This is a genomic window from Serratia sp. HMSC15F11, from assembly GCF_001808215.1.
In the GTDB taxonomy this organism is placed as follows: Bacteria; Pseudomonadota; Gammaproteobacteria; order Enterobacterales; family Enterobacteriaceae; genus Serratia; species Serratia nevei.
Genome location: NZ_KV792461.1, coordinates 47,782 through 66,967 on the forward strand (window position 1 = coordinate 47,782; position 19,186 = coordinate 66,967).

19 protein-coding genes and 1 pseudogene are annotated in these 19,186 nt (G+C 62.0%); 8 read left to right on the forward strand and 12 right to left on the reverse strand.

What is annotated here, in order from left to right; genetic code table 11:
• Positions 1-31: 31 nt before the first annotated feature.
• The 3 genes and pseudogenes from HMPREF3138_RS27140 to clcB all read left to right on the forward strand — a co-directional run.
• Positions 32-121 (forward strand): annotated as a pseudogene (locus tag HMPREF3138_RS27140) (choline ABC transporter permease); the annotation flags it as partial.
• Positions 118-1,257, forward strand: coding sequence for an osmoprotectant ABC transporter ATP-binding protein OsmV (gene osmV / locus HMPREF3138_RS12280; RefSeq protein WP_038873951.1), 1,140 nt, complete (start codon positions 118-120; stop codon positions 1,255-1,257). The pseudogene HMPREF3138_RS27140 and the gene osmV, both read left to right, overlap by 4 nt.
• Before the next feature lie 125 nt (positions 1,258-1,382).
• The gene (gene clcB, locus HMPREF3138_RS12285) at positions 1,383-2,684 is read left to right on the forward strand and encodes a voltage-gated ClC-type chloride channel ClcB (protein ID WP_038873948.1); all 1,302 of its coding nucleotides are present in this window, start codon (positions 1,383-1,385) and stop codon (positions 2,682-2,684) included.
• On the opposite strand, the gene HMPREF3138_RS12290 is transcribed toward clcB, so the two are convergent.
• The gene (locus HMPREF3138_RS12290; RefSeq protein WP_038873946.1) at positions 2,681-3,073 is read right to left on the reverse strand and encodes a helix-turn-helix domain-containing protein; all 393 of its coding nucleotides are present in this window, start codon (positions 3,071-3,073) and stop codon (positions 2,681-2,683) included. The two genes, clcB and HMPREF3138_RS12290, sit on opposite strands and share 4 nt — an antisense overlap.
• A gap of 69 nt (positions 3,074-3,142) precedes the next feature.
• Between HMPREF3138_RS12290 and HMPREF3138_RS12295 the strand changes: the two genes are divergently transcribed.
• Complete coding sequence (locus HMPREF3138_RS12295) at positions 3,143-3,637, forward strand: DUF2938 family protein (protein ID WP_038873945.1); 495 nt, start codon at positions 3,143-3,145, stop codon at positions 3,635-3,637.
• A gap of 7 nt (positions 3,638-3,644) precedes the next feature.
• On the opposite strand, the gene bioD is transcribed toward HMPREF3138_RS12295, so the two are convergent.
• The 3 genes from bioD to HMPREF3138_RS12310 all read right to left on the reverse strand — a co-directional run bounded on the left by bioD (position 3,645) and on the right by HMPREF3138_RS12310 (position 6,722).
• On the reverse strand, positions 3,645-4,310 hold the full coding sequence (gene bioD, locus HMPREF3138_RS12300; protein WP_038873941.1) for a dethiobiotin synthase: 666 nt from the start codon (positions 4,308-4,310) through the stop codon (positions 3,645-3,647).
• A gap of 144 nt (positions 4,311-4,454) precedes the next feature.
• On the reverse strand, positions 4,455-5,672 hold the full coding sequence (locus tag HMPREF3138_RS12305; protein ID WP_038873939.1) for a sugar metabolism global transcriptional regulator Mlc: 1,218 nt from the start codon (positions 5,670-5,672) through the stop codon (positions 4,455-4,457).
• 159 nt (positions 5,673-5,831) lie between these two features.
• Positions 5,832-6,722 carry a LysR substrate-binding domain-containing protein gene (locus HMPREF3138_RS12310; protein ID WP_038873937.1) on the reverse strand — a complete coding sequence of 297 codons (891 nt, stop codon included), beginning with the start codon at positions 6,720-6,722 and terminating at the stop codon, positions 5,832-5,834.
• A 147-nt stretch (positions 6,723-6,869) separates the two neighbouring features.
• Between HMPREF3138_RS12310 and HMPREF3138_RS12315 the strand changes: the two genes are divergently transcribed.
• Positions 6,870-8,138: an MFS transporter gene (locus HMPREF3138_RS12315; protein WP_187135407.1), complete on the forward strand. Its 1,269-nt coding sequence runs from the start codon at positions 6,870-6,872 to the stop codon at positions 8,136-8,138.
• Positions 8,139-8,194: 56 nt separating this feature from the next.
• On the opposite strand, the gene HMPREF3138_RS12320 is transcribed toward HMPREF3138_RS12315, so the two are convergent.
• Both HMPREF3138_RS12320 and HMPREF3138_RS12325 read right to left on the reverse strand, forming a co-directional pair.
• The gene (locus HMPREF3138_RS12320) at positions 8,195-9,481 is read right to left on the reverse strand and encodes a glycoside hydrolase family 10-like protein (protein ID WP_038873933.1); all 1,287 of its coding nucleotides are present in this window, start codon (positions 9,479-9,481) and stop codon (positions 8,195-8,197) included.
• Positions 9,482-9,610: 129 nt separating this feature from the next.
• Positions 9,611-11,407 (reverse strand): glycoside hydrolase family 3 protein, encoded by a 1,797-nt coding sequence (locus HMPREF3138_RS12325; protein ID WP_038873932.1) that lies wholly within the window; start codon positions 11,405-11,407, stop codon positions 9,611-9,613.
• 330 nt (positions 11,408-11,737) lie between these two features.
• Between HMPREF3138_RS12325 and tus the strand changes: the two genes are divergently transcribed.
• Positions 11,738-12,676, forward strand: a complete 939-nt coding sequence (gene tus, locus HMPREF3138_RS12330; protein ID WP_038873930.1) for a DNA replication terminus site-binding protein — start codon at positions 11,738-11,740, stop codon at positions 12,674-12,676.
• Here the strand turns inward: tus and HMPREF3138_RS12335 are convergent.
• The 3 genes from HMPREF3138_RS12335 to HMPREF3138_RS12345 all read right to left on the reverse strand — a co-directional run bounded on the left by HMPREF3138_RS12335 (position 12,666) and on the right by HMPREF3138_RS12345 (position 14,706).
• The gene (locus tag HMPREF3138_RS12335) at positions 12,666-13,034 is read right to left on the reverse strand and encodes a VOC family protein (protein ID WP_028128189.1); all 369 of its coding nucleotides are present in this window, start codon (positions 13,032-13,034) and stop codon (positions 12,666-12,668) included. The genes tus and HMPREF3138_RS12335 overlap by 11 nt on opposite strands.
• A 90-nt stretch (positions 13,035-13,124) precedes the next feature.
• Positions 13,125-13,814, reverse strand: a complete 690-nt coding sequence (locus tag HMPREF3138_RS12340; protein WP_038873925.1) for a helix-turn-helix transcriptional regulator — start codon at positions 13,812-13,814, stop codon at positions 13,125-13,127.
• 1 nt (position 13,815) lies between these two features.
• Positions 13,816-14,706 carry a LysR family transcriptional regulator gene (locus tag HMPREF3138_RS12345; RefSeq protein WP_038873922.1) on the reverse strand — a complete coding sequence of 297 codons (891 nt, stop codon included), beginning with the start codon at positions 14,704-14,706 and terminating at the stop codon, positions 13,816-13,818.
• A gap of 102 nt (positions 14,707-14,808) precedes the next feature.
• Here HMPREF3138_RS12345 and HMPREF3138_RS12350 point away from each other — a divergent pair, with 102 nt between their 5' ends.
• On the forward strand, positions 14,809-15,474 hold the full coding sequence (locus HMPREF3138_RS12350; RefSeq protein WP_038873920.1) for a peroxiredoxin-like family protein: 666 nt from the start codon (positions 14,809-14,811) through the stop codon (positions 15,472-15,474).
• Between the two features lie 41 nt (positions 15,475-15,515).
• Here HMPREF3138_RS12350 and fumC read toward each other — a convergent pair whose 3' ends face one another.
• The 3 genes from fumC to HMPREF3138_RS12365 form a co-directional block, all read right to left on the reverse strand.
• On the reverse strand, positions 15,516-16,913 hold the full coding sequence (gene fumC, locus HMPREF3138_RS12355) for a class II fumarate hydratase (protein WP_038873919.1): 1,398 nt from the start codon (positions 16,911-16,913) through the stop codon (positions 15,516-15,518).
• A gap of 229 nt (positions 16,914-17,142) precedes the next feature.
• Positions 17,143-17,412 carry a hypothetical protein gene (locus HMPREF3138_RS12360; RefSeq protein ID WP_223294926.1) on the reverse strand — a complete coding sequence of 90 codons (270 nt, stop codon included), beginning with the start codon at positions 17,410-17,412 and terminating at the stop codon, positions 17,143-17,145.
• A gap of 202 nt (positions 17,413-17,614) precedes the next feature.
• Positions 17,615-17,830, reverse strand: coding sequence for a hypothetical protein (locus tag HMPREF3138_RS12365; protein WP_038873918.1), 216 nt, complete (start codon positions 17,828-17,830; stop codon positions 17,615-17,617).
• Between the two features lie 117 nt (positions 17,831-17,947).
• On the opposite strand from HMPREF3138_RS12365, the gene manA reads away from it, so the two are divergent.
• Entirely contained in the window at positions 17,948-19,126 is a 1,179-nt protein-coding gene (gene manA / locus HMPREF3138_RS12370) for a mannose-6-phosphate isomerase (protein WP_038873915.1), read from the forward strand.
• Positions 19,127-19,186 lie beyond the last annotated feature (60 nt).

The window sequence follows — 19,186 nt, forward strand, 5'->3', positions numbered from 1 at the left end:
CGCGGGCTGAGGCGCCGATCCGCGTAATCGCGCCGTGATGATCAGCCTGCTGGCGATCGTTCTCGATTGGTTATTGCACCGCTTGCAAATTGCGCTAACGCCCAAGGGGATCCGCTCATGATTAAATTGGAAAATCTGACCAAACAGTTCATGCAGAAGAACGGCACGCCGTTCAACGCCGTCGACAACATCAATCTGGACGTGCCGGAAGGCGAAATCTGCGTGCTGCTCGGCCCTTCCGGCTGCGGCAAAACCACCACGCTCAAGATGATCAACCGCCTGATCGAACCCACCGGCGGCACCATTCTGATCAACGGTGAAGACACCAGCGCGCTGGATACCGTCAGCCTGCGCCGCAAAATCGGCTACGTCATCCAGCAGATCGGTCTGTTCCCCAACATGACCATCGAGGAAAACATCACCGTGGTGCCGCGCATGCTGGGCTGGGACAAAAAACGCTGCCACGATCGCGCCGAGGAGCTGATGAGCATGGTGGCGCTGGATCCCAAGCGCTTTTTGCACCGCTACCCGAAAGAGATGTCCGGCGGGCAGCAGCAGCGCATCGGCGTGATCCGCGCGCTGGCGGCCGATCCGCCGGTGCTGCTGATGGATGAACCCTTCGGCGCGGTGGATCCGATCAACCGCGAAACCATCCAGAACGAGTTTCTCGACATGCAGCGCCAGCTGAAAAAGACCGTGATGCTGGTGAGCCACGACATCGATGAAGCGCTGAAGCTCGGCGATCGCATCGCGGTGTTCCGCCAGGGTAAAATCGTACAGAACGCCAGCGCCGATGAGCTGCTGGCGCGGCCGGCGAACGAGTTCGTCGCCTCCTTTGTCGGCCAGGACCGCACGCTGAAGCGCCTGCTGCTGGTGCAGGCCGGCGACGTGGCCGATCAGCAGCAAACGGTGACGGTGCGGCGGGAAACGCCGCTAGTGGAAGCGTTCGGGCTGATGGACGATATCGACGCTCGCTCGGTGACGGTGGTGGACGCCGACGGCAAGCCGCTGGGGTACGTCAAGCGCCGCGAGGCGCGCGGCGCGCCGGGCGTCTGCGCCGACAGTCTGCACCGTTTCCGCGTCACCGCCCGTGCGGAGGAGAACCTGCGCGTGGTGCTGTCGAAGCTGTACGAGCACAACACCTCCTGGATGCCGATCGTCGATGAAGACGGCCGCTACAGCGGCGAAATCTCGCAGGATTACATCGCCGACTACCTCAGCTCCGGCCGCACGCGCCGGGTGCTGACGCCGCAATAACTCACTCAGGGGCGCTCACCGCCCCGCCCCCGCCGCAGTTTGCTAAAGATTCACTGGTCATCGGCCGGAGCGCCAAGCACAATGCGCTGATGACCCTTTGATTTTTCTCACGACGCCGCCCACGCATGAAAAGATTGGTCCACCTGCACCACTATCGCGCCCTGTTGCGCAGCCTGTTTATCGCCGTGTTCATCGGCGTCGCCGCCGCTCTGGCGGTGTGGCTGTTCCACCGTTCGATGATTGGCCTCGAGTGGCTGCTGCTCGGCAATGCCGACGGCAGCCTGGTGGCCGCCGCCGCCGCGCTGCCCGGCTGGCGGCGCGCCCTCACTCCGGCGCTGGGCGGCCTGGCGGCGGGCCTGCTGCTGTATATTCACCAGCGCTACCGCCACCAGCGCCCGGCGGCGCCCACCGACTATATGGAAGCGATCGAGACCGGCAACGGCAAGCTGGACACCGGTGCCAGCCTGGTGAAGTGCCTGGCGTCGCTGCTGGTGGTGTCGAGCGGCAGCGCCATCGGCCGTGAAGGTGCGATGATCCTGCTGGCGGCGCTGGTGGGCTCGCTGTTCGCTCAGCGCTTTACGCACGAGAAAGAGTGGAAACTGTGGGTGGCCTGCGCCGCCGCCGCCGGGATGGCCAGCGCCTATCATGCGCCGCTGGCGGGCAGCCTGTTTATCGCCGAGATCCTGTTCGGCACCCTGATGCTGGCCTCGCTCGGCCCGGTGGTGATCGCCGCGGTCAGCGCCCTGCTGATGACCAACCTGCTCAACGGCGGCCAGGCGCCGCTCTATCTGGTGACGCCGCTCGCCGCCCCCTTGCCGACGCAATACCTGCTGATGGCGCTGGTCGGCGTGGTGGCCGGCGCCGGCGGGCCGCTGTTTTTATGGCTGATGACCGCCACCGGCCATGCCTTCCGCTCGCTGCGGTTGAAGCCGCCGTTGCAGCTGGCGCTGGGCGGCCTGATCGTCGGGCTGCTTTCGCTGCTGTTCCCGCAGGTATGGGGCAACGGTTACAGCGTGGTGCAGGCGCTGCTGATCGCGCCGCCGGGGGTGCTGCTGCTGGGGGCGATTCTGGTGTGCAAACTGTTGGCGATCCTGGCCAGCAGCGGGTCGGGCGCACCGGGCGGGGTCTTCACCCCGACGCTGTTCGTCGGCGCCGCGCTCGGTTCGATCATCGGTCAGCTGTTTGGCCTGTGGCCGGGCATGGATACGGCGGTGCCGCTGCTGCTGGCGCTGACCGGCATGGCTACCCTGCTGGCCGCCACCACCCATGCGCCGATCATGGCGGCGCTGATGGTGTTTGAAATGACCGGCGAGTACGCCCTGCTGCCCGGCATTCTGCTCTCGTGCGTGATCGCCACCACTGTGTCGCGCGGCCTGCGGCCGGTGTCGGTGTATCACTCGGCGCCGCCGCCCAAACGCGAGGCTTAGAACTCGCCCTGCTGCAGGATTTTCCTGAACTGCGGGCACTGCAGGTGCTCGGGTTCAGGGCAATCGACCAGGTGGCGCAGCCCGTCGCGCACCTGCACCAGGCGCTGGATATGGCGATCCAGCTCATCCGCCCGCGCCGCCAGCAGCCCGCGATCGAGCGCTATCTTGCCCCGTTCGTCAAACAAGGCGCTCATCTCGTCCAGCGTAAAGCCGGCCAGGCGCGCCAGCGCGATCAGCCGCAGTTGGTCAAGCACGCCGGCGGCGTATTGGCGACGCAAACCGTGGCGGCCCGTCGACGCGATCAGCCCTTTCTTCTCGTAATGCCGCAGCGCGGAAGGCGCGATCCCGCTCAGGCGCGCCACCGCGCCGATATCCAGTTCTTTTGCCATTGACTTGAAGCCGACTTTAAGTTGCACACTGTGCGCACATTATCACGTCACTGAGCCAAGGACACCCCTATGACCCCCGATCTGTTAGTGCGCATCCTGTTAACCGGCGCCGGCGCCACCCTCTGCATGGATCTGTGGGCGCTGCTGCTGAAGCGGCGCTTCGGCATCCCTTCTCTCGATTATGCGCTGGTGGGCCGCTGGTTTCTCGGCATGTTCGACGGCCGCTGGTTTCACGCCAACATCGTTACGGCGCCGCCGCGCCGGGGGGAGAGAACAATCGGCTGGATATTGCATTACGCCGTCGGCATCGCGTTTGCCTTTATCCCGATCGGTTTGGCGGGCATCGGGTGGTATACGGCGCCGGAGCCGCTCATCGCGCTGTTGAGCGGCTGGCTGAGCCTGGCGGCGCCGTTTCTGGTGATGCAGCCCGCGCTGGGCTTTGGCGTGGCGGCGGCGAAAACCGCCTACCCACGAAAAGCGCGGCTCCTCAGCCTGCTCACCCACACGGTGTATGGGCTGGGCCTGCTGATCGCCGCCCGGCTGTTGGCGGCGCTGTGCGCCTAGAGCGGGCTTACAGCAGCGTGGAAATATCGAGGTAGTGCGCCAGCTCGCGCTGCTCCGCGCGTGGCAAATAGGGAATTTCACCCAGCAGCGGCGCGGGAATGCGCTGCTGCAGCGCCGCGATGGTTTCGGCATAGTGCGCCAACCCCGGGTTGATGCGGTTGGCCACCCAGCCCAGCAGCGGCAGGCCGTCGTTGATGATCGACTGCGCGGTCAGCAGCGCGTGGCTGACGCAGCCCAGCTTGATGCCCACCACCAGCACCACCGGCAACTGTTCCTGCACCACCCACTCGGCGTAAGGCCGCAGATCGTTCATCAGCACCCGCCAACCGCCGCTGCCTTCCACCACCACCGTGTCGGCTTTGACGGAAAGATCCCGCAGACCGCTGCTCATCACGCCATAGTTGATGTCCTCGGTCGCATGCGCGTGAAACACCTCATCCAGGCAGGTGATGGGATTGATCTCCTCGTAGGACAGCGGCAGGGTTGAAGATGCCTGCAACACCAAAGCGTCTTTATTGCGGATACCCTCGCTGGTTTCCTGACAGCGTGCGGCGATCGGCTTGTAGCCGGCCACCGAACGGCCCTCGGCGGCCAGCGCCTGCATCAACCCGCGGGAAACCACGGTTTTACCGACGTCGGTATCCGTGCCTGTCACAAATAAACGCTTCAACATGAATAAAATGCCCCAGAATGCCCCGTTAACAATGTGTCGCCGCACCGGCGGCGAAGAAGTCTTTCGGAAAAATTCTAGGGGATGCTGCCACGTAGGGGCTTGAGGTAGCTCAATCTTTTGCGGGATTATTAAGAAGTTCTGATGTTAGCCCTGCAGCAGCTGTACCAGCAATGAACCGTTGTACAGCGCCTCTTTCACCAGCGCCGCACCGGGCATGGTGCCCTGATTGAAGAACTGCGTGGCTTCGACCTTGACCTGCTCGCTGTAGGCCGGCAGCGCCTGTTGGCGAATGCAGGAGGCGATGGCCGGGTGCAGGATCTCCGCCGCGCGGTTGAGCGGCGAGCCCACCAGGATCTTCTCCGGATTGAACAGGTTGACCATGATTGCCAGAATGCGCCCCACGCTGTGCCCAACGCCGAGAATGATGTCCCGCGCCAGCTGATCGCCCGCCAGCGCGGCGTCGCACAGCGATTCGACGGTCAGCGGCGCGCCGTGCAGGCTGGAGCTCATCGAACCGTTCAGCCGCTGCTGGGCGATCTCCAGGATGTTCTCAATGCTGGCCACGGTTTCAAGGCAGCCGTGGTTACCGCAATAGCAGCGTTTGCCGTAGGGATCGACCTGGGTGTGGCCGATCTCCACCACGCTGTGGCTGCCGGCATGCAGCACATGGCCGCCGGTGATCACCCCGGCGCCGACGTTGTGGTCGATCACCACCTGAATGACGTTCTGGCTGCCGCGCGAGGCGCCGTACAGCGCTTCGGCCATAGTCCAGGCGCTGATATCGTGCTGCAGGTAAACCGGCAGGCCGGTGCGGGTTTCCAGCGCCGGGCCGAGCGGCATTTCCAGCGCGTCGTAAAACGGCATGCGGTGCACCACGCCGGACTGCACGTCGATCATGCCCGGCAGCGTGATGGCAATCGCCGTCAGCCGCTCCAGCTTGCTTTGGTGGCGGATAAAGAATTGGTCGACTTCGGTCAGGATGCGTTTCAGCAGCGGTTCAGGGTGTTCGGCCGCCAGCGGCAGCTGCTCCTCAACCACCAGTTTGCTGCTGAGATCGCGCAGCGCCAGCGTGATGCTGTCGCGGCTGATGCGGGCGGAAAGGTAGTGCCAAGCCTCGGTGTCCAGCACCAGCCCCACCGCCGGGCGGCCCCGGCTGCCGATTTCCTGGTACTCGGTTTCCTTGACCAGATGGGCTTCCAGCAGTTCGCGCACGATCTTGGTGATGCTGGCGGGCGCCAGCTGCGCGCGTTTTGACAGTTCGATGCGCGAAATCGGGCCCAGTTGATCGATTAGCCGATAAACCGCCCCCGCATTGGTCTGCTTGATTTGATCGATATGCCCAGGCTGCCCAACCGCAATCACAAACCTGCTCCTACTATTTTTCGCGCTTCTAAATAAAGACTAGGGGTTATGGTGGGGCTTTTGTCATACAGCGTCAACTATTTGATTCGTTATGTGATTTGCTGCACAAATTCCTCGCAATTTCAGCGTGAATTGATTTTTATTTGCCCAAGCTCAACGTCATTTCAGCATCAACGCCATCAGCGCCTGTGCGGCGGCGGTCAGCGGCCGCCGGCGGTGATACACCAGCCACACTTCGGTGGTGGCGTCCGGCTCCGCCAGCGGCAAATAGCGCACGCCGTCCACCCGCACCCGGGCAAATGAGGCCGGCAGAATCGACACCCCTAACCCGGCGGAGACCAGCCCGATGATGGTCATCGCTTCCCCCACTTCCTGGGTGATGTACGGGGTAATGCCGGCCTTGCCGAGCAACAGCAGTATTTCGTCGTACAGCGCGGTGCCCACTTCGCGCGAGAAGAACACGAACGGCTCCTGCGCCAGATGTTGGAAACGCAGCGCGCCGCCGGGCGTTTCCGCCAGCGGATGCCCTTCCGGCACCACCGCCACCAGCGGTTCGCGCAGCAGCAGCTGGTAGTGGAGCGCCTCCGGCAGCCGCGTATTGCGCATCACCCCCAGATCCAGCTCACCGTTCAGCAACGGCTCGATCTGCTGTTTGGTGTTGATTTCGCGCATTTTGATATGCACCTGCGGGGAGTGCTGACGGAAAGCGCGCAGGCTGCGCGACACCACGCCGATGAAGGGCGCGGAAGAGGTAAAGCCGATAGTCATTTCCCCCAGCTCGCCGCGATCCAGACGCGCCGCCTTTTCCGCCGCCCGCCCGACCTGATCGAGCACCTGATAGGTTTCTTTGAGGAACATCTCCCCGGCCTGGGTCAAACTGACGTTGCGGTTGTTGCGCGCCAGCAGCCGCGCGCCGACCATCTCTTCCAACGCCTGGATTTGCTGGCTGAGCGGCGGCTGGGAGATCCGCAGCCGTTCGGCGGCGCGGCCAAAATGCAGCTCTTCCGCCACGGCGATAAAGTAACGCAGGTGTCTCAATTCGATATTCATATTTAAAACGTCTTAATTTTAATTATTAATATATTAGACAAAAAATTCGCCGCTCCCTATCATTTTGTTATCTGTAAAGTGTCTGTTTATCTCCCCGATGTTCGGTAAGGAAACGCTGTGACAACCCCTGTGCGTTCTGCGGCCGTGATGCCGTCGACGCTGGCCGCCAACGATGACGCGGCCGCTGCGCCAAAAGTAAAACGTTCCACCCTCAACAACAAACTCCCCTATATCGAACGCGGCACGCCGCAGTTTATGCGCGTGACGCTGGCGCTGTTTTCCGCCGGGCTGGCGACCTTCGCGTTGCTTTACTGCGTGCAGCCGATCCTGCCGGTGCTGTCGCAAGATTTCGGCGTATCGCCGGCGGAAAGCAGCCTGTCGCTTTCGGTGTCCACCGGCCTGCTGGCGATCGGCCTGATGTTCACCGGGCCGCTGTCCGACGCCATTGGCCGCAAGTCAGTGATGGTGGTGGCGTTGCTGCTGGCGGCGGTCTGCACGCTGATCTGCGCCTTTATGACCAGCTGGCACGGCATTTTGCTGATGCGCGCGCTGATCGGCCTGTCGCTGAGCGGCGTGGCTGCGGTCGGCATGACCTACCTCAGCGAAGAGATCCACCCCAGCTTCGTCGCCTTCTCAATGGGGCTGTACATCAGCGGCAACTCGATCGGCGGCATGAGCGGCCGCCTGGTGACCGGGGTGTTGACCGACTTTTTCTCCTGGCGCGTGTCGCTCGGAGTCATCGGGGTGTTCGCCCTCGCCGCCGCCTGCATGTTCTGGCGCATCCTGCCCGCCTCGCGGCATTTTCGCGCCAGCTCGCTGCGCCCGCGCACCCTGCTGATCAACTTCAAGCTGCATTGGCACGATAAGGGCCTGCCGCTGCTGTTTGCGGAAGGTTTCCTGCTGATGGGCAGCTTCGTCACCCTGTTCAACTACATCGGCTATCGCCTGCTGGCGGATCCTTACCACCTGAGCCAGGCGATTGTCGGCCTGCTGTCGGTGGTGTACCTCACCGGCTCCTACAGCTCGCCCAAGGCCGGCGCGCTCACCTCGCGCTTCGGGCGCGGCCCGGTGCTGCTGGCCTCGATCGTGATTATGCTGATCGGGATTCTGATTACCGCACTGCCGCAGGTGCCGGCTATCTTTATTGGCATGATGCTGTTCACCGCCGGTTTCTTCGCCGCCCATTCGGTGGCCAGCAGTTGGATCGGCCGCCGTGCGCGCCGCGCCAAAGGCCAGGCGTCGTCGCTGTATCTGTTCTGCTATTACGTTGGTTCCAGCGTGGCCGGCACCCTCGGCGGCGTGTTCTGGCACAGCTTCGGCTGGCATGGCGTGGCAGCGTTCATCAGCCTGATGCTGTTGCTGGCGCTGCTGGTGGTGCATTACCTGAAACGCCTGCCGGAAGCGGCTCGTCTCTGATCTGAAAAGGAAAAGCCGCGGTGGTTTGCCGCGGCTCGTCATGTCAGCGCCTATGATTATTGACCGGTTTTCCAGCGGGTCCGCAGGTACTCCACCGCCTTGTTCGTTTGCGGCTCAGTCAAATAACGTTGCCGGAACAGAATGGTTCCCCCCATCCCCGGCAGGCTTTCGTTGAGATCCAGCTGCCTTTTCAGCTCGGGGACGCCACCGTCGACCGTCCAGGCCGGTTCGCTGGCGGCAGGCGTGCCCACTTTATACAGCGCCACCCCGGCATAGAGCCGAACCGGCGTGCCTTTCACCACCTCGGCCCACCAGTGGGCCAGCACGTCGTAGCGGACAATTTCACGCTCAAAAGGCCAATACAGCTGCGGCGCGATGTAATCGAGCAGCCCCAGTTTGACCCACTGGCGCGTATCGGCATAGGCCGTATCGTACGATGGCGCGCCGGCCCGCGTCGCCGAGCCGTCAGGATCGTCCGCCTGGTTTCGCCAGACGCCCGCCGGGCTGACGCCAAACGCAACCGCGGGCTTCAATGCTCGGACGGTGGCTGAAACCTGTTTTATCAATTGCAGCGTGTTGTCCCTGCGCCAGGCGGCTTTGTCTGCAAATCCTTTGCCGTATGCGCGATACGTCTTTTCATCATCCAGCGGCGATTGCGGCGTTTCGTAATAGAAGTAATCGTCAAACTGAATGCCGTCGACCTCATAGTTTTTGACAATTTCAGCCACCACGCCGGTGATCCAGTTGCGCACGTCGGGCAGACCGGGATCGAGCACGAAGCGCTCGTTGGCGGTGCGAATCCAATCGGGATGCAGCGCATAGACGCTGGCCGGCGGCGACTGCAGCGTATGATTAAGTGCGTCAATCGTTTGTGAGCGGGTATTCATGGAAACCCGATAGGGATTCAGCCAGGCATGCACTTTGATGCCGCGCCGGTGCGCTTCTTGCAGCATAAAGGCCAGCGGATCGTAACCCGGATCCTGGCCCACGGTGCCGGTCAAGACTTCTGACCAGGGCAAGATGTTTGAGCGCCACAGGGCCGTGCCGTCCGGTTTAACCTGAAAATACACCGCGTTAATCCCGGTTTTCACCATCTCGTCCAGCGCGTCCGTCAGCCCCTGTTTCTGCAGGCGAACCCGCTCTTGCGCGGTTTCCGCTTTCAGGGAGGCCGCCGGCGGCCAGTCCAGGCCAATGACCGTGGCCAGCCAGATGCCCCGCATCGGTGTTATCGGCGGCGTCGGTTGCGGGGGCTTCTCCGGTTCGGGCGGCTTGGCGCACCCGCTCACGCCCAGCATGGCGGCCATCAACAGCCATCCGCCTAATTTTGTTGCGCCTGTCGGCATTCTGGTTCTCCTTCCGTGAGTGACGGTTATCCCATGTCGTTGCGTGCAGAGCAAGAAACTGCCCGCTTTCTCAACGCTATCAAGCTATCGGCGTCGCCCTGTTCAGACGACGCCGGTGTCCTTATCCCATTACCAGCTCAGCCCCGTCCCGCGAGGGAACGCCACCTTGCCCGTATTGGTTTCCACATCGTAGTCATGCCAGGTGTTGACCGGCAGTTTTCCGTGCGGTTTGATTTTACCCGTCAGCACCTGCGCCAAAGAGACCATTGAAGGGCCACGCCACACGCCGCTGTCATACCCGTAGTAGGAGTACGTGGCGACGGCAGCCTCCACCTCGGCGGCATAGTTCACAATATCGTAAGGGGCGCGCAGTGAGAGGTGAACGCGTTTTTTCCCCTGCTCGGCGGCGTATTTCAACCAGCCCGGATAAGGGCTGCTGTCATTACCCGCTCCGGTTGCGGAGGTAACGACCCCATCCTGTTCAGCCGGCGTAAAGCGGGTTGAGAGGGTTCCGAGCAAGAACACGTCGCAGCCGGCAATATGTTCCCTGACCTGGGCGTCGCTCAGCTCCGTTTCCTTCGCGGCAACGACGTTCTGATACCCCTCCTGCGCCATCACGCGCGCAATGCCGTTGGCCTGCTCGCCCCACGGCGTCAGAATAAAGTAGCGCAGCGCCTTGTCCTTTAACGGCAACAGACTGTGGTGGTTGATAACCACGGTAATGGAACGATCGGCGATGCGTTTTTCCAGCTTGTGCGCTGACGACGCAACATCGTTAGAACACGACCTATCGCTATGGTCCATCAGGCTATGGCGTAATTTCAGGCGCAAAATTCGCTCGACCGAGGCATCGATATCAGCCTCGCTGAGATGCCCCGTTTTCACTCTGTCCGCAAGGTACCGGATCAACGCCGGCAGCAGGCTCGCCTGGGCCGGCGAGGCGATGCTGACAGGCATCAGGGCAATATCCACCCCGGCGGCAAAGACGTTTTCAGCCGCCGCTTGCTGGCTGAAATGCTCGGCAATCGCGCCCATATCCAGCGCATCCGAAATCGTTACGCCCGCATACCCCAATTCATTGCGCAGGATCTGGGTCTGAATTTCATGCGACATGGTGGCCGGCACCGTGATTTTTTCACCGCTGCGGGTATCTATCTGGCGGTTATCCAATGCCGGATATTGAATATGCGCGGTCATGACCATATCCGGCGCCGCGCAGCGATCGATGGCCTGCTTGTAAGGGGCGATATCGATGGCAAAAGCCTCTTCCCGCGAGCGATCGACGCGCGGCAAACCGGTATGCGAGTCGGTGGAGGTGCTGCCATGGCCGGGGAAGTGTTTATACGCGGTGATCAGCCCCTGGTGCTTCATGCCCGCCACCATTTTCTCTGACAGACGAGAAACGGTATTCTTATCATCGCTGAAGGCGCGAACGTTAATCACCGGGTTGAACGGGTTGGTGTTGACATCCACGACCGGGGCAAAGTTGGTATTGATATGCAACGCGCGCATATCCTGGGCCATCAGCTTGCCCTGTTCAACGGCGAGCTGTTCATCCGCGCCCCCTTCAATCGCCGCCGCCAGCGCCATATTGCCGGGGAATGAGGCATAGTCGCCGCGCGGCAGCCGGAAAACGTTACCGCCTTCGTTATCCGTGCCAATAAACAAACGAATGCCCGCGTGGGTTTTCATCGCGGCATACCAGGCCGTCAACGTGTTGATCTGCTGCTTGTCTTTAAGATTATTGGCGAACAGGATCACCCCACCCACGTGGTTATCGGCGATCAGCTTGCCAATGGCTTCATCGGGGACGGTCATATCCTGATTGCTGCTACCGTTCCGATCCCAGTAGCGAAAATCCAGCATGATTTTTTGCCCGATTTTCTCTTCCAGCGTCATGTTTTTGACTTTCTGTTTAATATCCACAGTGAACCTCCGTTTAAAGCACCCGTTAATGACAGAAGAAAAGATAACCCCAAGGGCTCATAGCGTCCTGCCATTCTGTTTGTTCCAGCGTTTGGACAACGGCGATCGGAAAATGGATTAAACAAAACGCAAACGAACAGGAGAAAATCCATCAATGAATCAAAACACTACGCATACCGGGTGTATTACGTGCCCTGTCGTAGAGGCCGCTATGGCGCATTTCCGCTGGTAAGCCGGGTGGCCGGTGAAGCTGCCGCCGGCTCAGGGGCCGATGTTGCCCCCAGTCCGCCACTCTTCTATAGTATGTTGTAACTAATATAGGAGCGTGCGATGAGCAGATACGATGTGATTGGCCGGATGAACGCCTGCTTTACCGAGCTGGAGCAGGCGCTCGGCGCGCTGCAGCAGCAGATCGCCCCGCTGCGGTTGCTGGCGGCGCGGGTGTTCAGCCTGCCGGAGGTTGAAAAAGGTCAGGAGCATCAGGCTATCTCGCATATCGCGGTCGAACAGCATGTGGGGCAAGCGGCGCGCGATCTGGCACTGGAGCATTATCAGCGGCTGTTCATCCACCATAACCGGGAGAATGTCAGCAGCAAGGCGGCCGTGCGCCTGCCCGGCGTCATCTGCCTGGCGGTGGAACAGCCGGAGTATCAGGCGCTGCAAACGCAGCTGGCGCTCATCAACCGACTGAAGGGCGAACTGGAGCAGATTATCACCGTCGATTCCGGCCTGGCGCCGGAGCAGCGTTTCGAGTTCGTGCACACCCATCTGCACGGGCTGATTACCCTCAGCGCCTATCGCACCCTCACTGCCCTGACCAATCCCGACTCCGTGCGCTTCGGCTGGGCCAACAAGCACATCATCAAAAACGTCAAGCGGGACGACATCCTGGCGCAGCTGGAGAAAAGCCTGAAAGCCGGCCGTGCGGTACCGCCGCACAGCCGTGAACAGTGGGCTGCCCTGGTCAGCCGCGAGATAGACGACGTCAGCCGCCTGCCGCAGCACGCGACGCTGAAAATCAAGCGGCCGGTCAAAGTGCAGCCAATCGCCCGGGTGTGGTATCAGCAGCAGCAAAAACAGGTGCAACATCCCTGCCCGCTGCCGCTGATCGCCCTGTGTCAGGCAGAGAGCGGCGCCACAGTGCCGAAGATTGGCGAGCTGCTCAACTACGACGTCGACGCGGTGAAACACCGTTACAAACCCGACGCCCGGCCGCTGCGGCTGCTGGTGCCGCGCCTGCACCTGTATACCGACGACGCTACTCGCTGAGGGCATACACCCGCAGGCGATGGCCGTCCGGATCTCGCGCCACGAAAGTGTAACCGAACTCCATCTCGGTCGGCGTTTGCTCAATCGGCAGCCCGAGTTCGCGCCACTGGTTATAGCGCGCCTCGACCTCTTGCGGATCCTGGCACAAAAAGCCCAGTTCACCGCCGCCGCCGGTCAGGGTCGCCGCAGGTTTTACCCCCTGTTTGGCCCACATCCCCAGCTTGAAGCCGTTGTTGAGCACGAACAGGGCGAAGCCGGGGGAAAGCTCTACCGGCGCCTGTCCCAGTAAACGTTGATAAAAGGCGGCGCTGTTCAGCGGGTTGTCGACGTAAAGCAGGGTCATGCTGGGAAGGGTCATCGGTCTGTCCTCTGGGTGATGGGAACCGGCCGGCTCCCGATAGGTACAGACTAAGGGGCGCGACTGACAGTTTATGGCAGCAGCGTGCCGCTATTGCTCCGCAATGCCCTCGCTGAGGCGCCACTCTTTCAACAGCCGCCGCCGACCGCGCGGATAGCGCTGTTCCAAAGGCGTAGCGGCCTGAATGCGATCGAGGCGAAAATGGCGAAACGCCTGGCGCAGCTCGCACCAGGCGACCAGCATCTGGAACTGCTCGAAAAAACCCAGCGCAAAGGGCCACAGCAGGCGTTCGCTGCGCTGCCCCGCCAGATCGAGATAGTCGATATGCAGCTTGCGCTCGCGGCGGATGGTGTCACGGATCAACACCCGCATCGCATCCGCCACCGGCGGCGCCTGAACCGGCGCGATCAACAGCGTGTTGGCCTCCAGTTCCTCCCGCAGCGCCGGCGGCAGCACGTCGGCGATCTTGGCCAGCGCCTGGCCCGCCGCGCTCGCCAGCTGGCTGTCGCCGCGGCGGCTGACCCAGCGCATCCCCAGCACCAGCGCTTCTGTCTCTGCCTGCGAGAACATCAGCGGCGGCAGCATAAAGCCGGGCCGCAGCACATAGCCGACGCCCGCCTCGCCGACGATCTCCGCCCCCTGCTGCTGCAGCGTAGCGATATCGCGGTACAGCGTGCGCATGCTGATGTCCAGCGTTTGCGCCAGCGCATGGCCCGCCACCGGATAACGGTGGCTGCGCAGCAGCTGCATCAGATCGAGTAAACGTTGTGCGCGCGACATATCACGGCTCACTGCATAACGCGGTTTGGACAAAGTCGGCAAAAGCCCGCGCCTTAGCCGAGACGAAATGACCGCCGGGGAACACCGCCCACAGCGCCAGCGGCGGCAGCTGCCAGTCCGCTAATGCCGCGATCGCCGCCCCGCTTTGCAGCTCGCTGCGGAACATGCCTTCGCTGGCGATAGTGGGTCCGAATCCCGCCAACACCAGTTCGCGCACGCACTCCGCCGCATTGACCCGCATGCGCCCCGGCAGCCGCAGCGCGCGCTGTTCTCCTTCGCGGCTGAAGCGCCAGTGCTCGCCGCCGCCACGGCGGTGGTAAATCACCATCTCGTGCTGCAACAGATCTTCCGGCCGCTGCGGCATGCCGGCGGCGGCAAAATAGCCGGGCGTGCCGATCACACATTGCTTTACCTCACCCAGTTTGCGGGCGGTAAAGCCGGAATCCTCCAGCTCGCCGATACACAGGGCAATATCGATGCCCTCTTCAATCAACGACAGGTTGCCGTCATCCAGCAGCAGATCGACGCTCAAACGCGGGTTGGCGCGCATAAACGCCGTCAAATCAGGCAAGGGAACGATGCGGGCGAACACCGCTGCCGAGGCGACCCGCAGCCGGCCGCTCAGCGTTTCGCCGGCGTTCTGCACCAGCGCTTCCGTCTCCGCCAGCGCGTTCAGGATACGTCGGGTGCGTTGATACAGCTGCTGCCCCGCATCCGTCGGCTGCAGGCCGTGGGTCGAGCGCAGCATCAGGCGTGTGCCGAGCTGCTGTTCCAGCCGCGCCACCGCTTTCGAGACCGCCGGCTGCCCCACGTGCAGCCGCCGCGCCGCTGCGGTAAAGGAACCGCTCTCGTAAACGCAGGCATAGGTTTCGTAATCGGCAAACTTGCCCATAGCATTCCTTAATGGAATAACGGTTAGCATTTATTGCAGTCTACACGCGCCATTCAGGAATGGGCAAGATGAGCGTAACCCTCATTCCCGTCAGGAGAACGCATGACACTGCAAGACAAACTCGATGCCTTCAAAGCGGAGTTCGAATCCGGCCAACTGCCGTTCACACTCACAGAACAAGAGCACGCGCTGATGCGTAAGGCGATCCAAACGCAGATCGCTGCCGGCATCGCCGAACGCGCCCTGAAGGTCGGCGACGCCGCGCCCGGCTTTACCCTGTCGGACAGCGAAAGCCGGTCATGTTCTTCCGCGGCGTTGTTGGCAAAGGGCCCGCTGGTCGTCAGTTTCTATCGCGGGATCTGGTGCCCCTACTGTACGCTCGATCTACAGGCCCTGCAGGCCACATTGCCCGCCATCACGCAGTACGGCGCGCAGCTCGTGGCCGTTTCGCCGCAGAGCGCGGTGCATAACCGCCAGGCCATGCGCGATCACGATCTCACCTTTGCGCTGCTCAGCGATGCCGGCAACCGTCTGGCGGCCCAATTCGGCCTGCGTTACCGCCTGCCGGACGCGCTGATCGCCCTGTATCAACAGCGGCTCGGCCTCGATCTGGCGCAGTTCAACCAGGATGATAGCTGGACGCTGCCGCTGCCGGCGCGGTTCATCATCGCCCGCGATGGCCGTATCGCCTATGCTGAAGCGCACGCCGATTACACCCGGCGGCCGGAGCCGCAGGCGCTGTTGTCGGTGCTGGAGAGATTGGCTTGAAAAGACGGGGCGCAAACGCGCCCCGTTTAAACATGACGTGATTATTTCTGCATGCTGCCGACCATCGCTTCCGGCCGCACCCACTCGTCGAACTGCGCTTCGGTCAGGTAGCCGAGCTTCAGCGCCGCGGCTTTCAGCGTCAGCCCCTCCTTGTGCGCTTTCTTGGCGATTTCCGCCGCCTTGTCGTAGCCGATGTGGGTATTGAGCGCCGTCACCAGCATCAGCGATTCGTTCAGCAGCTGGGTGATGCGATCGCGGTTCGGTTCGATGCCCACCGCGCAGTGCTCGTTGAAGCCCTGCATGCCGTCGGCCAGCAGGCGAATCGACTGCAGGTAGTTGTGGATCACCATCGGGCGGAACACGTTCAGCTCGAAGTTGCCGGAAGCGCCGCCGATGTTCACCGCCACGTCATTGCCCAGCACCTGGGCGCACAGCATGGTCATCGCCTCGCACTGGGTCGGGTTGACCTTGCCCGGCATGATGGAGCTGCCCGGTTCGTTCTCCGGGAGCGAAATCTCGCCGATGCCGCAGCGCGGGCCGGACGCCAGCCAGCGCACGTCGTTGGCGATCTTCATCAGCGAAGCCGCCAGCCCTTTCAGCGCGCCATGCCCTTGCACCAGCGCGTCGCAGGTCGCCAGCGCTTCGAACTTGTTCGGGGCGGTGACGAACGGCTGATGGGTCAACTCCGCCAGCGCTTTAGCCACGCGCACCGCGTACTCCGGATGGGTGTTCAGGCCGGTGCCGACCGCCGTGCCGCCCAGCGCCAGCTCGGCAATGTGCGGGATACTGTCTTCGATGTGCTTCAGGTTGTGCGCCAGCATCGCCGCCCAGCCGGAGATCTCCTGCCCCAGGGTCAGCGGCGTGGCGTCCTGCAGGTGGGTGCGGCCGATTTTGACGATATCGCGGTAGGCTTCGGCCTTGTCGCTCAGCGTCTTGTGCAGCACTTTCAGCTCGGGGATCAGGTGCTCGCGCAGCGCAATCACCGCCGCCACGTGCATCGCGGTGGGAAACACGTCGTTGGAGCTCTGGCTCTTATTGACGTCGTCGTTCGGGTGCACCTTGCGCTCTTCACCGCGCACGCCGCCCAGCAGCTCGCTGGCGCGGTTGGCCAACACTTCGTTCATGTTCATGTTGGTCTGGGTGCCGGAACCGGTTTGCCAGATGGACAGCGGGAACTGGTCGGCATGGCTGTCCGCCAGCACTTCGTCGGCGGCGTTGATGATGGCGGCGCCCCGCTCGGCCGGCAGCAGCCCCAGATCCACGTTCACCTGCGCAGCGGCGCGCTTGGTCAACGCCAGCGCGTGGATCAGCGCGGTCGGCATCTTTTCGGAGGAAATGCGGAAATGCGCCAACGAACGCTGGGTTTGCGCGCCCCACAGCTTGTCGGCCGGTACTTCGATGGGGCCCATAGAGTCTTTTTCGATACGAACGCCTGCCATCATTGTCTCCTTAGCATAATTCCTAAAATTGTAGGGTTAGGCCGACGCGCTACCCCCCGTCGGCATGCACTCCCAGTATAGTGACATAATAACTATTCGCATTAAGAGAGTTATCTCACAGCACGTTTCATCTCTTTTACTCCTTCATGACGCGGTTATTTGCCGCCGGTTAACCCGCGCCGAAATAAACGGCCGGGCATGCCCCGGAGAATAAAAGCGTGGGTAACGATTAACGCGGATGACGCGAATTAAAATTATTGATGCGCTGGGCCTGTAACTGATTAAGCTCATCGATACGCTGCTGCTGCAGATGATTGATTTCGTCGTAGGCGTCCTGCCGTTCATGATGGCGATAGGCCCCGGCCGCCGCCGCGCCGGCGGTGAGCGCCAGCGGATGGGCCACGGGCGCGATCGCGGCGGGAACCGCTACCGGCGCGGGTGCAACAACGATCGGCGCCGGCGCGATCACTACGGTGCGCGGCGTAAGGATAGGTGACAATCACCGCCGCCTGGGCTGCGCCGGTGCAAAGCCCCAACAGCAACAACAATTTTTTCATGCAGCAGACCTCTGGTTTCGTTAAATCGACTCGTTAGCCGTTACGGTAAAGGGGTCTGGCGCGCCGGTTTAAGCTCGGCGTGTGAACGCCCAGCGCAGCGCGAAAATAATAATAAGGGAATGGCTCAGACGGTAAAAAATAAATTCAGCCGACATAGTTTGACATGCTGAAAAATAAATAATGAGGCAAGATGCCGGGGCTATCGGCAATAACCCCGCTGTACCAAAGAATAATCGATTGGCGGCTTTTGACGGCCGCCTTGAGGCCCTGTGCGCCATTTGAGGCGCCGATCGTTATCACGTTATACTTTGGCCCGTTGCCGGGCGCGACGTTATCCGGCGTTATTTTGATCGCGCCCATGATTTTTCCCGCCGACGCGGGCGTATGATGGTCGTCGGCATAGATTAAGTTAATCTTATAAAATCAATGAGTTATTGCTATGCAGTGCGGCAATGACGCAGAAGGACGTTTATCGACATGCAAAAAATGACCAATGCGGTACAGAATTACGCCTGGGGCAGCCACGATGCGCTGACCCGTCTTTACGGTATCGCCAACCCCGATAATCAGCCGATGGCCGAACTGTGGATGGGCGCCCATCCCAAGAGCCCTTCCCGCGTGCCGGGCGCCGATGGCGCACTGCGTTCGCTGCGCGAGCTAATCGATGAAGACCTGCCAAAGCAACTGGGCGCCGACGTCGCCAGCCGCTTTGGCGAGTTGCCGTTCCTGTTTAAAGTGCTGTGCGCCGATCAACCGCTGTCGATCCAGGTCCACCCGAGCAAAGCGGCGGCCGAGATCGGCTTCGCGAAAGAGAACGCCGCCGGCATCCCGCTGAGCGCCGCCGAACGCAATTACAAAGACCCCAATCACAAGCCCGAACTGGTGTTCGCCCTGACGCCGTTCCTGGCGATGAACGGCTTTCGCGAACTGGCCGATATCGTTTCCCTGCTGCAACCGATCGCCGGCGCGCACCACGACATCGCCGCCTTCCTGCAGCAGCCGGACACCGCGCATCTGTCCACCCTGTTCGCCAGCCTGTTGACCATGAGCGGCGAGCAAAAGTCGCTGGCGCTTGGCGTGTTGAAGGCCGCGCTCAACAATCAGCAGGGCGAGCCCTGGGATACCGTGCGTTTTATCGCCGGCTTTTATCCGGATGACAGCGGCCTGTTCTCACCGCTGCTGCTGAACGTGGTGCAGCTCGCGCCGGGCGAGGCGATGTTCCTGTACGCGGAAACGCCGCACGCCTACCTGAAAGGGGTGGCGCTGGAGGTGATGGCCAACTCGGATAACGTGCTGCGCGCGGGCCTGACGCCGAAATTCATCGACGTGCCTGAGCTGCTGGCCAACCTGCAGTTCCGCCCGCAGCCGGCGTCCGGCCTGCTCACCCAGCCGGAGCAACGCGGCAACGCGCTGTTCTTCCCGATCCCGGTGGAGGATTTCGCCTTCTCGCTGCACGATTTGACCGCCGCGCCGCAGGCGCTGGCGCAGCGAAGCGCGGCCATCGTGTTCTGCGTCGCCGGCGAAGCGACGCTGGAAAAATCAGGGCAGCGCCTGACGCTCAAGCCGGGCGAATCCTGCTTTATCGGGGCTTTCGAATCCCCGGTCAATGTCAGCGGCAGCGGCCGCATCGCCAGGGTTTATAACCAGCTGGCCTAACCGTTGATAAATTTCAGCAAATTGCTTGCTGAAAGCGAGAGCTACCCCCACAATTAAACG

Excerpts from the sequence above, each read along its gene's own strand:
- HMPREF3138_RS12365 (WP_038873918.1), bottom strand. The coding sequence starts at position 17,830 with ATGGGCGCGATCAAAATAACGCCGGATAACGTCGCGCCCGGCAACGGG.
- tus (WP_038873930.1), top strand. The coding sequence starts at position 11,738 with ATGAGCAGATACGATGTGATTGGCCGGATGAACGCCTGCTTTACCGAG.
- manA (WP_038873915.1), top strand. The coding sequence starts at position 17,948 with ATGCAAAAAATGACCAATGCGGTACAGAATTACGCCTGGGGCAGCCAC.
- HMPREF3138_RS12295 (WP_038873945.1), top strand. The coding sequence starts at position 3,143 with ATGACCCCCGATCTGTTAGTGCGCATCCTGTTAACCGGCGCCGGCGCC.
- HMPREF3138_RS12315 (WP_187135407.1), top strand. The coding sequence starts at position 6,870 with ATGCCGTCGACGCTGGCCGCCAACGATGACGCGGCCGCTGCGCCAAAA.
- fumC (WP_038873919.1), bottom strand. The coding sequence starts at position 16,913 with ATGGCAGGCGTTCGTATCGAAAAAGACTCTATGGGCCCCATCGAAGTA.
- bioD (WP_038873941.1), bottom strand. The coding sequence starts at position 4,310 with ATGTTGAAGCGTTTATTTGTGACAGGCACGGATACCGACGTCGGTAAA.
- osmV (WP_038873951.1), top strand. The coding sequence starts at position 118 with ATGATTAAATTGGAAAATCTGACCAAACAGTTCATGCAGAAGAACGGC.
- HMPREF3138_RS12340 (WP_038873925.1), bottom strand. The coding sequence starts at position 13,814 with ATGTCGCGCGCACAACGTTTACTCGATCTGATGCAGCTGCTGCGCAGC.
- clcB (WP_038873948.1), top strand. The coding sequence starts at position 1,383 with ATGAAAAGATTGGTCCACCTGCACCACTATCGCGCCCTGTTGCGCAGC.
- HMPREF3138_RS12290 (WP_038873946.1), bottom strand. The coding sequence starts at position 3,073 with ATGGCAAAAGAACTGGATATCGGCGCGGTGGCGCGCCTGAGCGGGATC.
- HMPREF3138_RS12310 (WP_038873937.1), bottom strand. The coding sequence starts at position 6,722 with ATGAATATCGAATTGAGACACCTGCGTTACTTTATCGCCGTGGCGGAA.
- HMPREF3138_RS12320 (WP_038873933.1), bottom strand. The coding sequence starts at position 9,481 with ATGCCGACAGGCGCAACAAAATTAGGCGGATGGCTGTTGATGGCCGCC.
- HMPREF3138_RS12335 (WP_028128189.1), bottom strand. The coding sequence starts at position 13,034 with ATGACCCTTCCCAGCATGACCCTGCTTTACGTCGACAACCCGCTGAAC.
- HMPREF3138_RS12350 (WP_038873920.1), top strand. The coding sequence starts at position 14,809 with ATGACACTGCAAGACAAACTCGATGCCTTCAAAGCGGAGTTCGAATCC.
- HMPREF3138_RS12345 (WP_038873922.1), bottom strand. The coding sequence starts at position 14,706 with ATGGGCAAGTTTGCCGATTACGAAACCTATGCCTGCGTTTACGAGAGC.